A 15,812-nucleotide genomic window follows, 5' to 3' on the forward strand; every position below is an offset into this window, starting at 1 on the left:
AAATAAGAGAGTTGAATATAGTTAAATACTCTGAACCTTGCGTTCCAGAGACTCTCCCAATTCTGTAAGCATATACACATCAGATTCCTGAACTATCAACTCTTTTTCGAGTAACTCACTCACAATTTTTTCCACTGATGGACGTGCAATGTGCATATTCTTGGCAAGTTTTCCTGCATCAAGCTGATGTTTAGAACCTAAGAGAGCAAGTAATTTCTGGCGATTTTTGTTACCAGTTACAAATCCAATCAATTCTTCCATTTTAGGCCTCCTATCTAATATTGTCCAGCATTCTATATATTACTTTTACATGTCAATCACGGGATAAATAAAACATTATCAAAGACACCGATACAAATTCCACTAATGGATACTTTTATAACCTGTAATGCATATCTAAGGGTGGCAGGCTAGTCTGGGTAGCCCGGCGTTACCTGTAACCCGAAATCGCCGATACGCGGGGGACGAAGCCTGAAGAAGATGTTTGGACCATTTTCAAACCTGTAATTTCAACTGAGAAACCCCGTCCTGCTTGGATGACGTTGATATAGGTGCTTTCTGGAGAGAATGTACTCATATCTTAACTGTGGGAACCAGCCCAGGCCCGGAAGGGAGCAGGCCTACCATAGACAATCGTCGCTTGGAGGGCTGCGGGGTGGAGAAGAGATTTCAGACCACCTGATAATGGAAAAAGCAGCGACTTCGGGCGTGCCTGTCACTTAAACCCGGAAAACGTTAAATACCTGAATTGCATTTAGGAACGAACACTACAAATGTGACGAGATAGCCAAGCCCGGTATGGCGCAGGATTGCTAATCCTGTGGTGCTTTGCGCCTCGGGGGTTCGAATCCCCCTCTCGTCGTCTGATTTTTTAAATATCAAAACCATAGAGCAGATGTAATCATCCCATAGTAGCAAAAGAGCTAATAGAATAAAGGAGAGAATATGATACAATGTCTGAAAAAACAGTAATTCCTTTATTGAACAAAGCAGATAATGAATCTGAATCCAGTAGCAATGTTTCCTGCACATCATGCGGAGGAGGGTGCTGCGGCGGGCTTGGAATAAAAGCCGGTTCCGAAAAAGAAGTAGTATTCAGGAATATATTTCTCTATTTAGCCATGGGAGCAATAATATTTGCTGTGGCTTTTCTGGCAACAAAATTGCTTGCATGGATAAATCCATAATCATTCACTTTTTTCTTTACCATAAGGATATCTTTTGATATTACCACAATCCAAACACGATATAATTATAGTGTTACCCTTCAGACGCACCCTTGAATTATTTCCAGGCACTAATAGTGAACCACAGCTTTTACAAAAAGTTCTTTTAAGTTCTGAAGGAATACTAACCCTGTGCCTCATCCCAATTTTACGTGCAAGAGAGACATATCTTTTACTCATTTCAGGATTCGTTGGAAATTCTGTTTTTGCAAGGGAGAATAGATATTCGATTCTCTCCTGTGCAATGCTGCGAGCTACTGCCTTGTTCTTTTTTCGGGACCTTGCCATGGATAAGCACCTATGACTTAAAAAGTAAGACCTCTGTGGATGGACACTCTGACTTTATTCGATCCACAAATCCAGAGATATTAATATTAGTTGCATCGTCGTAACACATAGGAATAACATAATCTGGTGAAAGTTTAGTTATTGCTTCTTCTGCTTTTTGTATGCTAATTAGCTGTTCATCACCAAGCGGCAACATTACAATATCAGGAGAGAAAGATTCCAGATCTGCAATATCACATGAATGCCCGGCGTGATAAATACTAAGATCCCCAAATGTGAAGAAATAACCCACACCTTCACCCAGAGTTCGACCTGACTCACATGAGGCGTAAGCAGGGAGAACTTCAATATCCACACCTTTGATGCTTAACTCACCTGTTAATGAATCGCCTTCCATAACTCTTCTGGCATCACCCCTGAACTGTAAGCTCATTTTATCAGGTATAAGAGTAGTACAATCGGATTTGCGAACCTTCCTGATAGAATCTGGATCACAGTGACCATATTGTTCGTGCGTGATAACAATTAGGTCTGCCATATTCTCTTCTGGAATTTGTTCATCTCCAAGGCCATTTGGATCAATATAAAGGACCATTTCATCGGACTTTACCATGAAACCTGCATATTCCAGTTTTCTTATCAATACACCTTTAATTGTTATTTCAGCCAAAGTATCACATCTTTATGTTACTACAATAATTTGAGATAATAGTTAGATTCCAGCCAGTATCTGCCTCAATGCACAAATACAGTTGCGCAAAAAGACCAATACAATGATAAAACTTCATTCCAAATGAATACATCATAAGCATTAAAGCTACTGAGAGATAATTAATTATCAAAGTCACTGATACTGACCGGAGAGACAAGGATACTGAACATGAAAAAGATCAACATATTATGTTCTGCTGCCGATGCAGCAAGCCAGAACATAAAATACCACCTGCTTCAAAATGAATATTGGAAAAAAATTGAGCAGGTTCCGGATAACTGGAAAGAACTCATTTCAGTTTATGAAAATCAGGAAATGAGAATACTGGAAATTGAAGGACATCATATTTACGAAGACAGAATTGATGAGAAGATGAAGTCATCAGGATATGATACTGATCTGATAGTTGTCGCCTCAAAACACAAAAGTGGAGATGGAAGATCTGTACTTACTGCCCATTTCACAGGAAACCCGGATAAAGCAGATTTCGGAGGAAGACCCAAGGAGTTATCGGTGGCTGCACCACATATGTTGCGCCTTATTCTGAGAAATATGAAAACATTCTCTGATAAAGTAGATTATGAGGTGAATATGGAGTCTACTCATCACGGACCCACGGACTTAAAAACACCAATGGTCTATGCAGAGATAGGAAGTTCTGAAAAACAGTGGAATGATTCAGAAGCAGGAAATATTGCATCAAAAGTTATAATAAACGCCGTTAAAGAGTTCATATCCTTGAAAGAATGTGGAGAATATATCCCGGTAGCAGTTGGTTTTGGAGGAGGGCATTATGCATCCAGGCAAACAGAACTGATACTTGATTCAGAAGTTACATTCGGGCATAATTTCCCGGACTATCAACTAGCCTTTGTAGACAAAAAGATGATAATTCAGGCTTTTGAGAAGTCATGTGCTGATTTTGCATATTTTGACAAAAAATCTATGAGTGCAAAAGAAAGGGAAAGACTTTCCGCACTCATGAATGAACTGCACTATATAATACTAAGAGAAAGTGACATCAGGGAGATTGGAAAAATACCCTGGAACATATTTATGAACATTAAGAATAAGTGCAATGAACTCTGCCCCGATGGAAAATTCAGAGCCACTGAGATGTTTATATCTCAAATTGAAAAATCTCGACAGGAGATTGAAAAACCAGACAATGAAATTGTTCTTTGCAACATCAATGAAGAATTGTTCCAGGAAACAGTAAAAGCTAGCAGGAAGCGTACTGAAGAAATACTTGCATGCTGTGCACCAATCTACATGGAAAGAAATAACGGAACTCTTTCAAATACCATCCTGGGAATAGGCGAAGATACTAAAAGTGCTATGCAGAACGTTACAAATGAATGCATTAAAATACTAAAAGAGCATTATGAAATTAAATATATTCCTGATGATAATATACTTTGTATCATCAGTGAAAAATTTGATCCGAAAGCAGCAAAAGAACTGGATATCCCTCCCGGGCCAATGCTTGGGGAACTTGCAAAAGGTAACCCGGTAGTATTAGAGGGCAAGACCATCACGCCCGAGATGGTACACAAAAGAAAAATAAAGCGTATCCGGTTGTCCGATTAAATATATATAATCATACCTGTAATCCAATATACGATTTTCATTTGAGGGAGAAAAAGAATGAGATCCATAGTAGAAGAGGCACTTGCAAGGTCTGAACAGGAGGCAAACATCCGCAGTTCACCTGCAGCAAGCCCCGAGCATAAAGACATAAATGCAGAATTAGAGGAGATGCTACGTCAGCTACACACCAATATCAAGGTGATAGGTTGTGGTGGTGGAGGCTCCAACAGTACTCAGAGAATGGTCGAAGAGGGAATAAAAGGCGCAGAGTTCATTGCAGTAAACACAGATGCTCAGCACCTTCTGAATATAAGAGCAGATCAGAAGATACTCATTGGTAAGAAGAAGACCAGAGGCCTTGGTGCAGGAAGTCTCCCACAGATAGGAGAGGATGCAGCTCTTGAAAGCGTTGATGAAATCGCAGCCGTGGTGAACGGCAGTGACATGGTGTTCATTACATGCGGACTTGGAGGAGGAACCGGAACAGGTTCAGCACCGATTGTTGCAGAAGCTGCAAGAGATGCCGGAGCTCTCACCATTGCCGTTGTCACACTGCCTTTCAGTGTAGAGGGCCAGGTAAGAAGAACAAATGCAGAAGCAGGTCTTGAGAGACTCAGGGAAGTTGCAGACACGGTAATTGTAGTCCCAAATGACAAGCTCCTTGAAGTTGTTCCAAGATTACCACTCCAAGCAGCATTCAAAGTATCCGACGAAGTTCTCATGAGAGCTGTAAAAGGCATCACAGAGCTTATCACAAAACCTGGTCTTGTTAACCTTGACTTCGCTGATGTCAGGACAGTCATGCAGAACGGCGGCGTTGCAATGATAGGACTTGGCGAGGCAGACGGAGAAGTAAAAGCAGTTGAATCCGTACAGAAAGCACTGCGCAGTCCTCTTCTGGATGTTGATATATCAGGCGCAACTTCAGCTCTTGTCAATGTAATCGGTGGACCGGACATGACAATTGCAGAAGCAGAAAGCGTTGTGCAGGAGGTATACAGCAGAATCGACCCAGAGGCAAGACTTATATGGGGAGCTCAGGTCAACGATGAACTTGAGCAGACTGTGCGCACAATGATAGTGGTCACTGGTGTGAAATCACCACAGATATATGGCCACGGTGGCGCAAAGAACGTAACCCGAAAATACGGAATCGATTTTGTTAAATAGAATCTCTCCCTTTTTTAACATAGAATCTTTCGAGGGGGTTGCACATATACGTGATCCAATCGAAAGGTATTTTATTAAAGACGTAGTTTTGATGGCGCTATATACAGCAGACACAAAGTTCTGATATTATACGGCTTCAAAATAAACGCATGCATTATTAAATGATCATAACCGGTTGTGAAGTACTTTGGCAGAAAATTCATTTGATTTAAGCAACATCAATAGCGCAAGCATAAACCAAACCCTGAAGACATATTTGAGGGTACTCAAACTAACAAAGAAACCATCCAGAGAGGAATTCTTGACCATAGCTAAGGTTGCGGGTCTGGGAATCCTTGCTATCGGATTCGTAGGTTTCCTTATATATGTACTTCTGGTGGAAATGCCTAAATGGGTGTAGTCATGACCGCAGAGTCAGCAATATTCGTAGTTAAAACAACTGCGAATCAGGAAAGATCAGTTGCAAATATGATAACTCAATCTGCAAGGAAAGAGCACCTGGACATCAGGGCAATCCTTGCGCCGGATGAGTTAAAAGGATATGTGCTAATTGAAGCTTCGTCCCCTGGAGATGTGGAACAGGCAATACAGACCGTGCCACACGCCAGAGCATTGGTAAAAGGACAATCTTCTATTGAAGAGATATCACACTTCCTTACACCAAAACCAACGGTAACAGGAATCTCAGAAGGCGCAATCATCGAAATAACATCTGGTCCTTTCAAAGGTGAAAAGGCACGTGTGAAGAGAGTCGATGAAGGACATGAGGAAATCACAGTAGAACTGTTCGATGCGGTTGTACCGATACCTATAACTATTCGCGGAGATACTGTAAGAGTCCTCAGGAAAGATGAAGAGAATAATTCCTGAAAGAATGAAAATTGAACTTATATTTATTATTTAATCCAACGGTGATATTCAAATGGCAAATGTTGTAGAAGCATTGGTCCCAGGAGGAAAAGCAAATCCAGGTCCACCACTTGGTCCTGCACTTGGTCCTCTTGGAATTAACATAAAAGACGTGATCGACAAGATCAACGAGAAGACTAAAGATTTCAATGGGATGCAAGTCCCGGTAAAAGTTATAGTTGCAGACGACAAGAGTTTTGAGATAGAAGTCGGAACTCCACCTACATCTGCGCTTATAATGCAGGAAATCGGAATCCAGAAGGGATCTGGCGAACCAAACACAACAATCGTAGGTAACCTTACGATCCCACAAGCAGCAAAGATTGCACGTATGAAGAAGGACGACATCCTTTCATACGAGCTGAAAGCTGCTGTGAAAGAGGTTCTAGGATCCTGTGTCCCGATGGGCGTTACAGCAGAAGGTATGTCCCCACAGGAGTGCCAGAAAGCTATCGATGAGGGACAATTTGACGATGTACTGGCACAGGAAGCATGGTAATTCCATGCTTTGACCAATAACTTTAATATAAATACTGTTAATTGGTGTGCCCACTTATAGACAGAGATAAGGTTTGAACACCTGAAACTCTAGACAAAGCCGTAGTAGACCGTTAAGGTCCTGCCTGAACCATGAGTTCACACTACGGGAGGTAAAGAATGGCAGACGAAAATATAGTAGAAACTATTGAGAAGTTATTAGCAGAATCACCTGAGAGAAAATTCTCAGAAGGTATTGAGCTCGCTATTAACTTAAAGAATCTGGACATGAGTCAGCCTAAAAACCGTGTTGATGAAGAGATTTTACTCCCACACGGTCTGGGTAAAGACCTCAAGATCGCAGTATTTGCGAAAGGTGAGGTTGGCCTTCAGGCAAAAGATGCTGGCGCAGAAACCGTATTCTCAGAGGAAGATCTTGCAGATATGGCAGATGACAAGTCACGTGCAAGATCAGTTGCCAATGAGTTTGACTTCTTCATTGCAGAAGTTCAATATATGGCACAGATCGGTAAGGCACTTGGTGCCATATTGGGACCAAGAGGTAAAATGCCAACTCCATTGCCGCCAGGAAAGAACGTGGCTGATCTTATCAACAGCGCAAGAAGCTCAATTAGAATAAGATCAAAAGACAAGCTTACATTCCACGTATCCGTTGGCCGCAGAGACATGGAAGTCCGGAAACTTGCAGAGAACGTAGAAACAGTCCTTAATAGAGTGGAAGGCTCCCTTGAAAAGGGCAAGCACAACATAAGATCAATTTATGTTACAACCACTATGGGTAAGTCAGTGAAGGTGGTATAAAATGGCTGAAGAACACCACACAACCCACATCCCTCAGTGGAAAAAGGATGAAGTTGAGGCAATCAAGGAACTCATCAAGGAATACCCTATTTTTGGTGTCATTGGCATTGGTGGAATCCCAGCAAAACAACTTCAGAAAATGAGAAGGGATCTTAAAGGCAAGGCTGTTTTGAAAGTTGCGAGAAACACACTTATCAGAAGAGCACTTGACGAATCCAGTGAAGTAAAGGACATGGAAGAGTACGTAGACGTACAGACTGCCCTTGTATTCACAGAGCAGAACCCATTCAAGCTGTTCAAGACACTGGAAAAGAGCAAGAGCCCATCCCCAATCAAAGCAGGTGCAATTGCACCTCGTGACATTATCGTCGAAAAGGGCCCAACATCATTCCCACCAGGACCAATACTCGGAGATATGCAGGCAGCAGGAATTCCTGCAGCTATCGACGGTGGAAAGGTGGTAATCAGAGAAACAAAGGCCGTAGCAAAAGAAGGCGAAGCAGTTTCACAGAAACTCGCTGCAATGCTTACAAGACTTGAGATCTATCCAATGGAAGTAGGTCTTGACCTCAGAGCAGCCTTTGAGAACGGAATGATCTTCACACCAGATGTACTGGCTATCGACGAAGACAAATACTTCTCAGACATTGTGCTGGCAGCACAGCAGGCATTCAACACATCCGTGTTCGCAGCATACCCAACTGAAGAAAACATCAAGACACTCATTGCAAAAGCAACCACAGAGTCACGAAACCTTGGTGTCAACGCAGTGGTACTGGAACCAGGCATTGTCGATGTGCTTCTTGGAAAAGCACAGTCCGAAATGCTTTCAGTTGCATCAATTGCATCTGCTAACAATGAAGAAGCAGTTGATGATGAACTAAAGGAAGCACTTGGTGCGGCAGCAAGCGCAGCTGCAGCAGCCCCAGTGGAAACTGTTGAAGAAGCAGAAGAAGAGAAGGAAGAAGAACAAGAAGAAGAGTCATCTGAAGAAGACGGCATGGCCGGACTTGGAGCACTCTTTGGATAATCAGAATTTACAAACTACAAAATTTACTTTGATATAAATAAAAGGTGATTTCACATGGAATACATATATGCAGCACTTTTACTCTATAAAGCAGGCAAAGACATTACAGAAGAAGCAGTAACAGCAGTACTCCAGGCAGCTGGCGTAGACGTCGACGACGCACGTGCAAAAGCACTTGTCGCAGCTCTTGATGGCGTAGACATCGAGGAAGCAATGGCAACAGCAGCAGTCGCAGCAGCACCTGCAGCAGCAGCACCTGCAGCAGCAGAGGCAGCTCCAGCAGAAGAAGAAGCAGCTGAAGAAGAAGAAGACGATGCAGCAGAAGAGAGCGGCATGGCTGGTCTCGGAGCACTTTTCGGATAAACAAACTACTTCTTGTCCGCCTTTGTGCGGACAACATATTCTTTTTTTAATCAGCTTTCCGGTAAAGCTGGCATTTTACATAAGATTTGATATAAATCTCATTTTCAAGAATCAGGTTGTTTTCCCTGCAAATATCAGGATAATGATTATTCCAGCTTTCAGCTGTTTCTTTAAACATAAAGAAAGGAAGCATCATTACAGTATCAAGTCCCATTATTGGTTTTGCACAATCAACAATTGCAAAACAGGAATTGTCCTTTAGAACACGAGAAACTTCCCTGATAGCACCCTTTCGTACTTCAGACGTTGTCTCACAGAATGCCACAGAAGTGACTACAAGATCAAAAGATTCATCGGTAAATGGCAGAAGATCCATTGAACCCCTATAAAGATTCAGAGAAGTACCTGATTTTGAGCTTTTTATAGCTGCATAATCCAGCTGTGTACCCGACAGATCAAGCCCATGTATTTCCACATTCCCTCCAAGCTGCCTGGAAATTGCAATACCTACAGATTCAGTCCCACATCCAAGATCCAGAACAGACATTCTGTTTTCAAGCGGAAGAGCTTCAGCTACCTGATTGTAATATGTATTTCCAAAACCAAGGATTGTTGCAAAAAAATCATAGTGTCTTCCACCAAATAACCATCCAAAATTATTTCCTTTTACATGATTGATTTTAACACACCTTCCCCTATTAATTGTTAACAGAAATCAGGATTAACTGCTTACTCCCATAATTAGTATGAGCCTGACCATAAATAAAATTTACAATCACTGAATCTATGAACTAAAAAGTAATCAGGAATCTTTCACAAACATAACTGCAAAAAGGAATATAGCACTCATAAATCCCACAATACCCATTACAGGCAGGTAGCCTTCACCACTTATTGCAAAGTATGAAGATGCAAGAAGAATACCAAGAAGGAAGGTATATTTTGAAATTGAATCAATTGTCTTATACTTTCTGATTTCATCGGTCTTCTTTTCAAATCTTTCGATTTTATAACCCCTGATGGTCTCAATAACATCGTTGACACCCTGAGGCAGTTCCTTGATAATTTCCAGATACCTGTCACCTTCAAGCTGCAGGTACTCAAAAGCCTCAAATGGTGAATACCGCTTCATCAAAACCTTCATGATAACAGGTTTTGCATTTTCCAGCAGGTTAAATCTTGGATCAAGTTCAAGACAATTAGCTTCGATGAGAATAAGAGCCCTTTCAAGTGTTGAGAACTCAGTTGGAAGAGACAGATCATACTTCAGTCCCAGGGTCGCATAATTATCACTCTGGCGTTCACCGGATGAATAATTCTGCTTCGATATAATGTCATCAAGATCCAGCTTGAAACGACGTACATTGATATCTTCCTTGTTTATTCCCGTAATCTTCATGAATGATTCAAATACAACATCCAGTCTTTTCTTGTAAATACCATAAAAAAGGTTGAGCATGTTGCGCCGAAGTTCATCATCAATAGTACCCACAGCACCAAAATCGATGTAAGCAATACCATCCTCCTGCAGGATTATGTTTGAACTATGAGGATCAGCATGATAGAACCCATCAATATAAACCTGTTTCAGGTAACTTTTACTGATGATATCTGCATACCATTTTTTCTTTTCAGCAGACACATCTGAAAGTTTCCTGATGGTAACGCCTTCCATATAATCCATGACAAGAACATTCTCATTGGAAAAATCGTCATAGATATGCGGAACATGAACCTCTTTCACATCTGCAAAGTTCTCTTCAAAACGCCTGATATTCCTTGCTTCATTACTCAGATCGAGCTCACGGCTGAGAAGCTCACTGAATTCATAAAGGAAACCATCAATGTCAAAATTCTTACCCAGACCCAGCATCCTCACAATCAGAGGTTTAAGGTCACTGAGAATTGCAAGATCAAGATTTATTGTATTTATCAGATTGGGCCTTGTTATCTTTACGGCGACCTTTTTTCCATCGAGTTTTGCTTCATAGACCTGGGCTATTGAAGCACATGCTATTGGCTCAGTATTGAATTCATCGAAAATCTCATGAATGTCAAAATTAGAATGCTCAAGAGTTTCATTGATCTCCTCAGTTCCAATGCTGCAACTAAAACCCTCAAAAGCCACTTTCATCGTATCAAAACCAAGAGGATTCACATTATCCTGAAGATTCCCCAGTTCCTCTATATATATAGCAGGAACAATATCAGGCCTCTTGCTAAGTATCTGACCCAGTTTTATGAATGTTGGTCCCAATTCCTCAAGGGCTTTTCTGAGTTTTACAGCATTGTCCCTGTTCTTGGAATCCAGTACACAGGGGTTTCTTCTGTTGGAAACATAATACTGGTTAACCTCACTATAAATAAGGCTAAAAAGATTATACTTTGAAAATACCCTGAAAATAGTAATGTACCTGCGGATCTTCCTGAACATCGATACTATGTTTGTCCTGTTAGTAGATATAGCTTAGTATCATTATAATAATTCTTGTCACCTGATAAAAAGGTAAAAACTGCAAAACTAATTCATTTTTTAATCACTTGAATAAAAAAATAATTTCATTTGGTAACACCAAACAAGTATTTATAACAGGATTCTTATGTAGAATGAAAAGCTCCCTGTCAAAAACAGGCTTTTTGGCCGGTTGCAAAGCAGCGTGACCAAAATGAACCAAAAACCCATAGTTCAGCTAAAAGGAGTATCCTATTTTTATGCAAGCAGCAAAACAAAAGCTCTTGACAACATAGACCTTGACCTTTATCCTGGGGAGAAGATAGCAATTCTGGGAGCAAACGGAGCAGGCAAATCCACACTTTTCAAACATCTCAACGGGATATTAAAACCTGCATCCGGAGAAATACTTGTAAAAGGGGAGCAGATATCAAAGAAGAACATCAGGACAGTACGCCACACAGTGGGCATCGTTTTTCAGAATCCTGATGACCAGATTCTCGCGCCGACAATTGAGCAGGATGTGGCTTTCGGACCAATTAACATGGGTCTTGATATGGAAGAAGTGAACAATAGAGTGAAGAAAGCTCTGGAACTTGTAAACCTTTCAGGTTTTGAAGAGCGTTCACCACATCACCTCAGTGGAGGACAGAAGAAACTGGTGGCTATTGCAGGAGTGCTTGCAATGCAACCGGAAGTTGTTGTACTTGACGAACCAACCGCAGGACTTGACCCCCAGAGTGCCGAGAATATAATGAAAATAATCGATGGCATGAACAAAAAGTTCGGCATAACAGTCATTCTTTCAACGCATGATGTAGATATTGTTCCCCTTTTTGCAGACGTGGTCTATATTATGCATCACGGCAGGATAGAAGCCAGAGGGACTGCAAAAGAGATATTCAAAAAACATGAGTTGCTTGAAAATGCCCACCTTAGAATGCCGCGTATTGCAGAGGTATTCGAATTACTTCAGGAATCAGGGTTTGATGCTGATATAAAGATCACACCACCTGATGCAAAGGATGAGATCATTCGACTTATTAATAATAAATAAAAGGCCTGCCAATGGAAATCACACTCACGGACATTGAAAGGGAAGCATACAAGAATAGCCCCATCCACAGACTTGATGGGAGAGCAAAGATACTTGCAGTCATTGCAATTATCGTTTTTGCAGTAAGTTTGCCACGCATGGATGAGACAAATTTCTCAAAGCTGATAATTCTGGAACTTTATATAATAACACTTATGGCAATTGCAAGACTTAATCCAGTTTATACCATAATGAGATTTCTTTCAATACTGCCATTTGGACTTGCCATAGTCCTGATACAACCTTTTGTCAGACAACCATTTATAGACTCATTCACAGTTTATCCGCTTGATCTCCCGTTGGGCATAACAGTAACCTATGAAGGCATATCTTTTGGTCTCATACTTCTTGCAAAATATATTGTCTGCATCACTGCAATTGTACTAATGTCATCTACTATGAAAATGAACGACATGGTAACTTCTGCAAGGCGTCTTGGAATGCCAGCAGAATTTACACTCATCCTATCAATGATGGTCAGATACCTTTTCGTATTCTGGATCATCCTGAAACGTATCAGAGTTGCACAGAAGACTCGTCTGTTCTACTTATGGAACAAGGATGTACCACATAAGTGGATACTCGAACAGGTTGCATACACCATCAGTTCATTATTCATTCGTTCATACGAACAGGGTGAAAGAACTTATATCAGTATGTTATGCAGAGGGTATTCAAGTGCAGATAAAATATATGTGCATAAAAACAAGCTGAAAACAAGTGATATTCTGTTCTCGATGATTACCATTGGAATAATGGTTGTGGCTTTTTTAGCCTGAGAATAAAATGGAGAAAAAAAGAAAGGAAGGAAAGAAAGGAAAATAATTATTCCTTCTTCATTGCTTTCCCTAATACGAAACTGATGCCAAGAACAAGGATAGTACCTGCAACCACTGCAATTACCTCACCCATTTTGCCCTGTCCTGCAATTGCATAATCCGGCATTGGAGACTCTAGAAAAGGAGCTGATTCTTCCATTTCAGCTAATTTTGATTCTTCCACAACACTCCCTGCTGCACTTTCAAGACCGTCGGGATCTGAAGATGCCAGGAAAGGAGCTGCAATAGCAATCAACAAAGCAATGGCAATTCCTGCATAAAGGAATTTCATGTTCATATTGGAACCTGCTGTCACACTCATGCCCTCACACCTTTTGAATTTGTAACTGATGAATCTAAAAGATCAGGTCTTGACTTTTCAATTGCTGTGATCACAATTGCTGTAATGAGACCTTCACCAACTACACCGATGATCAGATGGTAAAGACCCATTGTTGTAAGACCTGCTACAAGTGGGAATGTACCCGCAATTGACATTTCAACCGCACAGGCAAGAGCAGAGACCAGAAGACCAATCCATGCACCTACAAACGAAGCTGATTTGATACCGATCTTGTTCTTCAGTGCAACAAACAGGTAGTATCCAGTGAAACCGGAGATGACACCCATATTAAAGATGTTTACACCCATTGTTGTGATTCCTCCGTCACCAAAAATGAAACCCTGAACCAGTAGCACAAGTGTAAGTACGAGAACGCCTGCAAACGGACTTCCAAATATAATGGAAACAAGGACTGCACCAACCATGTGACCACTGGTACCCATCCCGATTGGAATGTTCAATGCCTGTATGGCAAATATGCCTGCTGCAAGTGCTGCGAGAATGGGCACTTTCATGTCATCAAGTTCTTTTCTAGCCCATTTGAGGGACATAAATATGAAAGGCAGAGCAATCACCCAATAAACAATTGCCTGACCAATTGGTATAAAGGAATCCGGAATATGCATTTTAAATCCTCATTAAGTTATAAATATGATATGAAAATAATCCTATTTTGTAACACTTGTGGATACACACTAGGAAGTATATATACTTAATGAACTAACATCATTAATATTCGTATTACCTTTTCCCGAATCATCAAAACCAAGATATATAAAATAGAAAGTGGTAGAACAATAAAAACGGATAATCACTATGGCTAAATATTCACCATTCATTGCTGCAAAAGCTGTCTGGCAAATGCATATCAGAAAACGTCCCTTTGTGTTGTCCCATGCCATCAATTCCAGATGTAACATGAAATGTTCATTCTGCGAGTACTGGAAAACAGAAGGTTCGGAGATGGAACTCCAGGACATCTTCAAACTTCTTGATGAAGCCAGAGATTTTGGAATTCTTGTATATAATGCATGGACAGTGGAACCACTTCTCAGGAAAGATCTTCCGGAAATACTGGCTTATGCAAAAAGCATTGGAATGGTAACATCCCTCATAACCAATGGACTTTTACTTGAAAAACGGATAGATGAACTTACAGACCTTGACTATCTTTCTGTTTCTGTTGATGGGACTTCCAGTTACAAGGATATCAGAGGTGTTGATCTTGACAGGATAATGCCAGGAATCCTTAAAGCAAAAGACAGAATTGAAAATCCACTTCTCCTTAATTGCGTAATCAGCGGAAAGAATCTTGAGGATATCGAAGAACTCATAACAATGGCAAAAGACCTGCATGTGAAAATATCATTCGAGCCAATGTACGAATTCCAGGGAATAGAAACAGACACATGGAACAGAATGGGAATTCGAGATATCGCAAAATATCATCAGACCGTAGACAGGATAATCGAGATGAAAAAGGAAGGTTATCCGATAATTAACTCTTATACATATCTTAAAATGGTCCGTGACCTGAAACCTGATTTTACCTGCCATGCAAATGACATTATACTTGACGTAACGGCCGATGGCAGTATAGAAAACTGCAGGGTATATCGGGAACAAATCGGACACATCAACGAAGGTATTGCAAAGTTTTGGGAAAGGACAAAGGACCTCCGAAAAGAGAAAGCCCATAATTGCCAGAAATGCCTTTTCTTTGGTTATGTTGAAAACAGCCTCATGTATAATTTCAATACCGAAGTTGCAAGGCACTATGAATGGATGTGAAGACCAATCCACCAGGGATATTACCTGCAATGATTTTAATATAATAACTCACCAATAATTATATAGAATAATTGAAGGTGATCATATTCCATATATTAGACAATGCAGGATATTCACAACCGTTTCTTTATTTATTCTTTTAAGCTTGTTACTCGCAGGGACTGCAAGTGCGGAGATAGCAGTTACCCTGAGCCCATCACAATTACAGGTTGAGGAAAACGAAGAATTCACGCTTGATATAATGATAGAAAGTGATGTCAATGTTTCCGGTGCAGAGATGCAACTGGCATATGACCCCACACTTGTAGAAGTAGTATCCATAACCGAAGGCAACTTCTTCAAGCAGGGCGGAGAAAGCACAATATTCTCAAAAGGAACAATAGACAATGAACTCGGAACTGTAACCAATATCTATTCAGTAATAATGGGAGATGATACCATGCTTGACAGAGATGTTTTTGCCACCATCAAGCTTCAGGCAAAGGACAATTCTGGAATTACTGGTCTTGAGATGAAAAATGTAGTTATTACCAACTCTGCAGGAGACAAGCTACCAGTAACAATAATAAATTCAGAGATAGCAGTCGGTGATGTGGAAATGGAGACTCAGGAAATTGATATGGAAACCACATCTGAAGAAGAAAGTCCGAAAACCGGGCAGAACGGTGCAATAATAGCCATAGTTGCAATGTGCTGTGTGTATATCCTCAGGACAAAACAATGAA

At 40.8% G+C, this 15,812-nt stretch carries 20 protein-coding genes, 1 tRNA gene and 1 other RNA gene; 15 read left to right on the top strand and 7 right to left on the bottom strand.

Translation table 11 applies throughout. The annotated features are described in order from the left end of the window. Positions 1 to 21: 21 nt before the first annotated feature. Entirely contained in the window at positions 22 to 261 is a 240-nt protein-coding gene (locus tag V7O61_RS13595; RefSeq protein WP_407283308.1) for a transcriptional regulator, read from the bottom strand. 142 nt (positions 262 to 403) lie between these two features. Between V7O61_RS13595 and ffs the strand changes: the two genes are divergently transcribed. The 3 genes from ffs (at position 404) to V7O61_RS13610 (ending at position 1,187) form a co-directional block, all read left to right on the top strand. Then, positions 404 to 718: signal recognition particle sRNA (ffs, locus tag V7O61_RS13600), an RNA gene on the top strand. Between the two features lie 59 nt (positions 719 to 777). Next, positions 778 to 862, top strand: a tRNA-Ser gene (locus V7O61_RS13605). 91 nt (positions 863 to 953) lie between these two features. After that, complete coding sequence (locus V7O61_RS13610; RefSeq protein WP_023845452.1) at positions 954 to 1,187, top strand: hypothetical protein; 234 nt, start codon at positions 954 to 956, stop codon at positions 1,185 to 1,187. Here V7O61_RS13610 and V7O61_RS13615 read toward each other — a convergent pair whose 3' ends face one another. Both V7O61_RS13615 and V7O61_RS13620 read right to left on the bottom strand, forming a co-directional pair. Then, on the bottom strand, positions 1,188 to 1,514 hold the full coding sequence (locus V7O61_RS13615) for a ribonuclease P protein component 4 (RefSeq protein WP_407283307.1): 327 nt from the start codon (positions 1,512 to 1,514) through the stop codon (positions 1,188 to 1,190). Between the two features lie 10 nt (positions 1,515 to 1,524). After that, the gene (locus V7O61_RS13620; RefSeq protein ID WP_407283306.1) at positions 1,525 to 2,184 is read right to left on the bottom strand and encodes an MBL fold metallo-hydrolase; all 660 of its coding nucleotides are present in this window, start codon (positions 2,182 to 2,184) and stop codon (positions 1,525 to 1,527) included. A gap of 210 nt (positions 2,185 to 2,394) precedes the next feature. Between V7O61_RS13620 and V7O61_RS13625 the strand changes: the two genes are divergently transcribed. From V7O61_RS13625 to rpl12p, 8 genes are all read left to right on the top strand, one after another. Then, positions 2,395 to 3,816, top strand: coding sequence for a D-aminoacyl-tRNA deacylase (locus tag V7O61_RS13625; RefSeq protein WP_407283305.1), 1,422 nt, complete (start codon positions 2,395 to 2,397; stop codon positions 3,814 to 3,816). A gap of 57 nt (positions 3,817 to 3,873) precedes the next feature. Next, the gene (ftsZ, locus tag V7O61_RS13630) at positions 3,874 to 4,986 is read left to right on the top strand and encodes a cell division protein FtsZ (RefSeq protein ID WP_023845448.1); all 1,113 of its coding nucleotides are present in this window, start codon (positions 3,874 to 3,876) and stop codon (positions 4,984 to 4,986) included. Positions 4,987 to 5,203: 217 nt separating this feature from the next. After that, positions 5,204 to 5,386 (top strand): protein translocase SEC61 complex subunit gamma, encoded by a 183-nt coding sequence (locus V7O61_RS13635; RefSeq protein WP_407283393.1) that lies wholly within the window; start codon positions 5,204 to 5,206, stop codon positions 5,384 to 5,386. A 2-nt stretch (positions 5,387 to 5,388) separates the two neighbouring features. Further along, a complete protein-coding gene (locus tag V7O61_RS13640; protein WP_048135990.1) occupies positions 5,389 to 5,856 on the top strand; it encodes a transcription elongation factor Spt5 in 468 nt (155 codons plus the stop codon). Positions 5,857 to 5,908: 52 nt separating this feature from the next. Then, entirely contained in the window at positions 5,909 to 6,394 is a 486-nt protein-coding gene (locus V7O61_RS13645; RefSeq protein WP_023845445.1) for a 50S ribosomal protein L11, read from the top strand. Between the two features lie 158 nt (positions 6,395 to 6,552). Next, positions 6,553 to 7,194, top strand: a complete 642-nt coding sequence (locus V7O61_RS13650; protein ID WP_023845444.1) for a 50S ribosomal protein L1 — start codon at positions 6,553 to 6,555, stop codon at positions 7,192 to 7,194. Between the two features lies 1 nt (position 7,195). Further along, positions 7,196 to 8,224 (top strand): 50S ribosomal protein L10, encoded by a 1,029-nt coding sequence (locus V7O61_RS13655; protein ID WP_407283304.1) that lies wholly within the window; start codon positions 7,196 to 7,198, stop codon positions 8,222 to 8,224. Between the two features lie 54 nt (positions 8,225 to 8,278). Next, complete coding sequence (gene rpl12p, locus V7O61_RS13660; RefSeq protein WP_407283303.1) at positions 8,279 to 8,587, top strand: 50S ribosomal protein P1; 309 nt, start codon at positions 8,279 to 8,281, stop codon at positions 8,585 to 8,587. A 46-nt stretch (positions 8,588 to 8,633) separates the two neighbouring features. Here rpl12p and V7O61_RS13665 read toward each other — a convergent pair whose 3' ends face one another. Continuing rightward, on the bottom strand, positions 8,634 to 9,299 hold the full coding sequence (locus V7O61_RS13665; RefSeq protein WP_407347494.1) for a class I SAM-dependent methyltransferase: 666 nt from the start codon (positions 9,297 to 9,299) through the stop codon (positions 8,634 to 8,636). Between the two features lie 90 nt (positions 9,300 to 9,389). Continuing rightward, complete coding sequence (locus tag V7O61_RS13670) at positions 9,390 to 11,021, bottom strand: ABC1 kinase family protein (RefSeq protein WP_407283302.1); 1,632 nt, start codon at positions 11,019 to 11,021, stop codon at positions 9,390 to 9,392. A 232-nt stretch (positions 11,022 to 11,253) separates the two neighbouring features. On the opposite strand from V7O61_RS13670, the gene V7O61_RS13675 reads away from it, so the two are divergent. Further along, the gene (locus V7O61_RS13675) at positions 11,254 to 12,096 is read left to right on the top strand and encodes an energy-coupling factor ABC transporter ATP-binding protein (RefSeq protein ID WP_023845439.1); all 843 of its coding nucleotides are present in this window, start codon (positions 11,254 to 11,256) and stop codon (positions 12,094 to 12,096) included. An 11-nt stretch (positions 12,097 to 12,107) separates the two neighbouring features. Beyond that, positions 12,108 to 12,914, top strand: a complete 807-nt coding sequence (gene cbiQ / locus V7O61_RS13680; RefSeq protein WP_023845438.1) for a cobalt ECF transporter T component CbiQ — start codon at positions 12,108 to 12,110, stop codon at positions 12,912 to 12,914. 46 nt (positions 12,915 to 12,960) lie between these two features. Here the strand turns inward: cbiQ and V7O61_RS13685 are convergent, their stop codons facing one another. After that, the gene (locus V7O61_RS13685; RefSeq protein WP_023845437.1) at positions 12,961 to 13,275 is read right to left on the bottom strand and encodes a PDGLE domain-containing protein; all 315 of its coding nucleotides are present in this window, start codon (positions 13,273 to 13,275) and stop codon (positions 12,961 to 12,963) included. Next, complete coding sequence (gene cbiM / locus V7O61_RS13690) at positions 13,272 to 13,922, bottom strand: cobalt transporter CbiM (protein WP_023845436.1); 651 nt, start codon at positions 13,920 to 13,922, stop codon at positions 13,272 to 13,274. Before cbiM ends, V7O61_RS13685 begins: the two co-directional genes overlap by 4 nt. Positions 13,923 to 14,112: 190 nt before the next feature. On the opposite strand from cbiM, the gene V7O61_RS13695 reads away from it, so the two are divergent. Together V7O61_RS13695 and V7O61_RS13700 are read left to right on the top strand one after the other, a co-directional pair. Beyond that, positions 14,113 to 15,087 carry a radical SAM protein gene (locus tag V7O61_RS13695; RefSeq protein ID WP_407283301.1) on the top strand — a complete coding sequence of 325 codons (975 nt, stop codon included), beginning with the start codon at positions 14,113 to 14,115 and terminating at the stop codon, positions 15,085 to 15,087. Positions 15,088 to 15,232: 145 nt separating this feature from the next. Next, positions 15,233 to 15,811, top strand: a complete 579-nt coding sequence (locus V7O61_RS13700; protein WP_407283300.1) for a cohesin domain-containing protein — start codon at positions 15,233 to 15,235, stop codon at positions 15,809 to 15,811. The last annotated feature ends 1 nt before the right edge of the window (position 15,812 follow it).

Origin of the sequence: Methanolobus sp. WCC1, assembly GCF_045690315.1 — an archaeon.
In the GTDB taxonomy this organism is placed as follows: domain Archaea; phylum Halobacteriota; class Methanosarcinia; order Methanosarcinales; family Methanosarcinaceae; genus Methanolobus; species Methanolobus tindarius.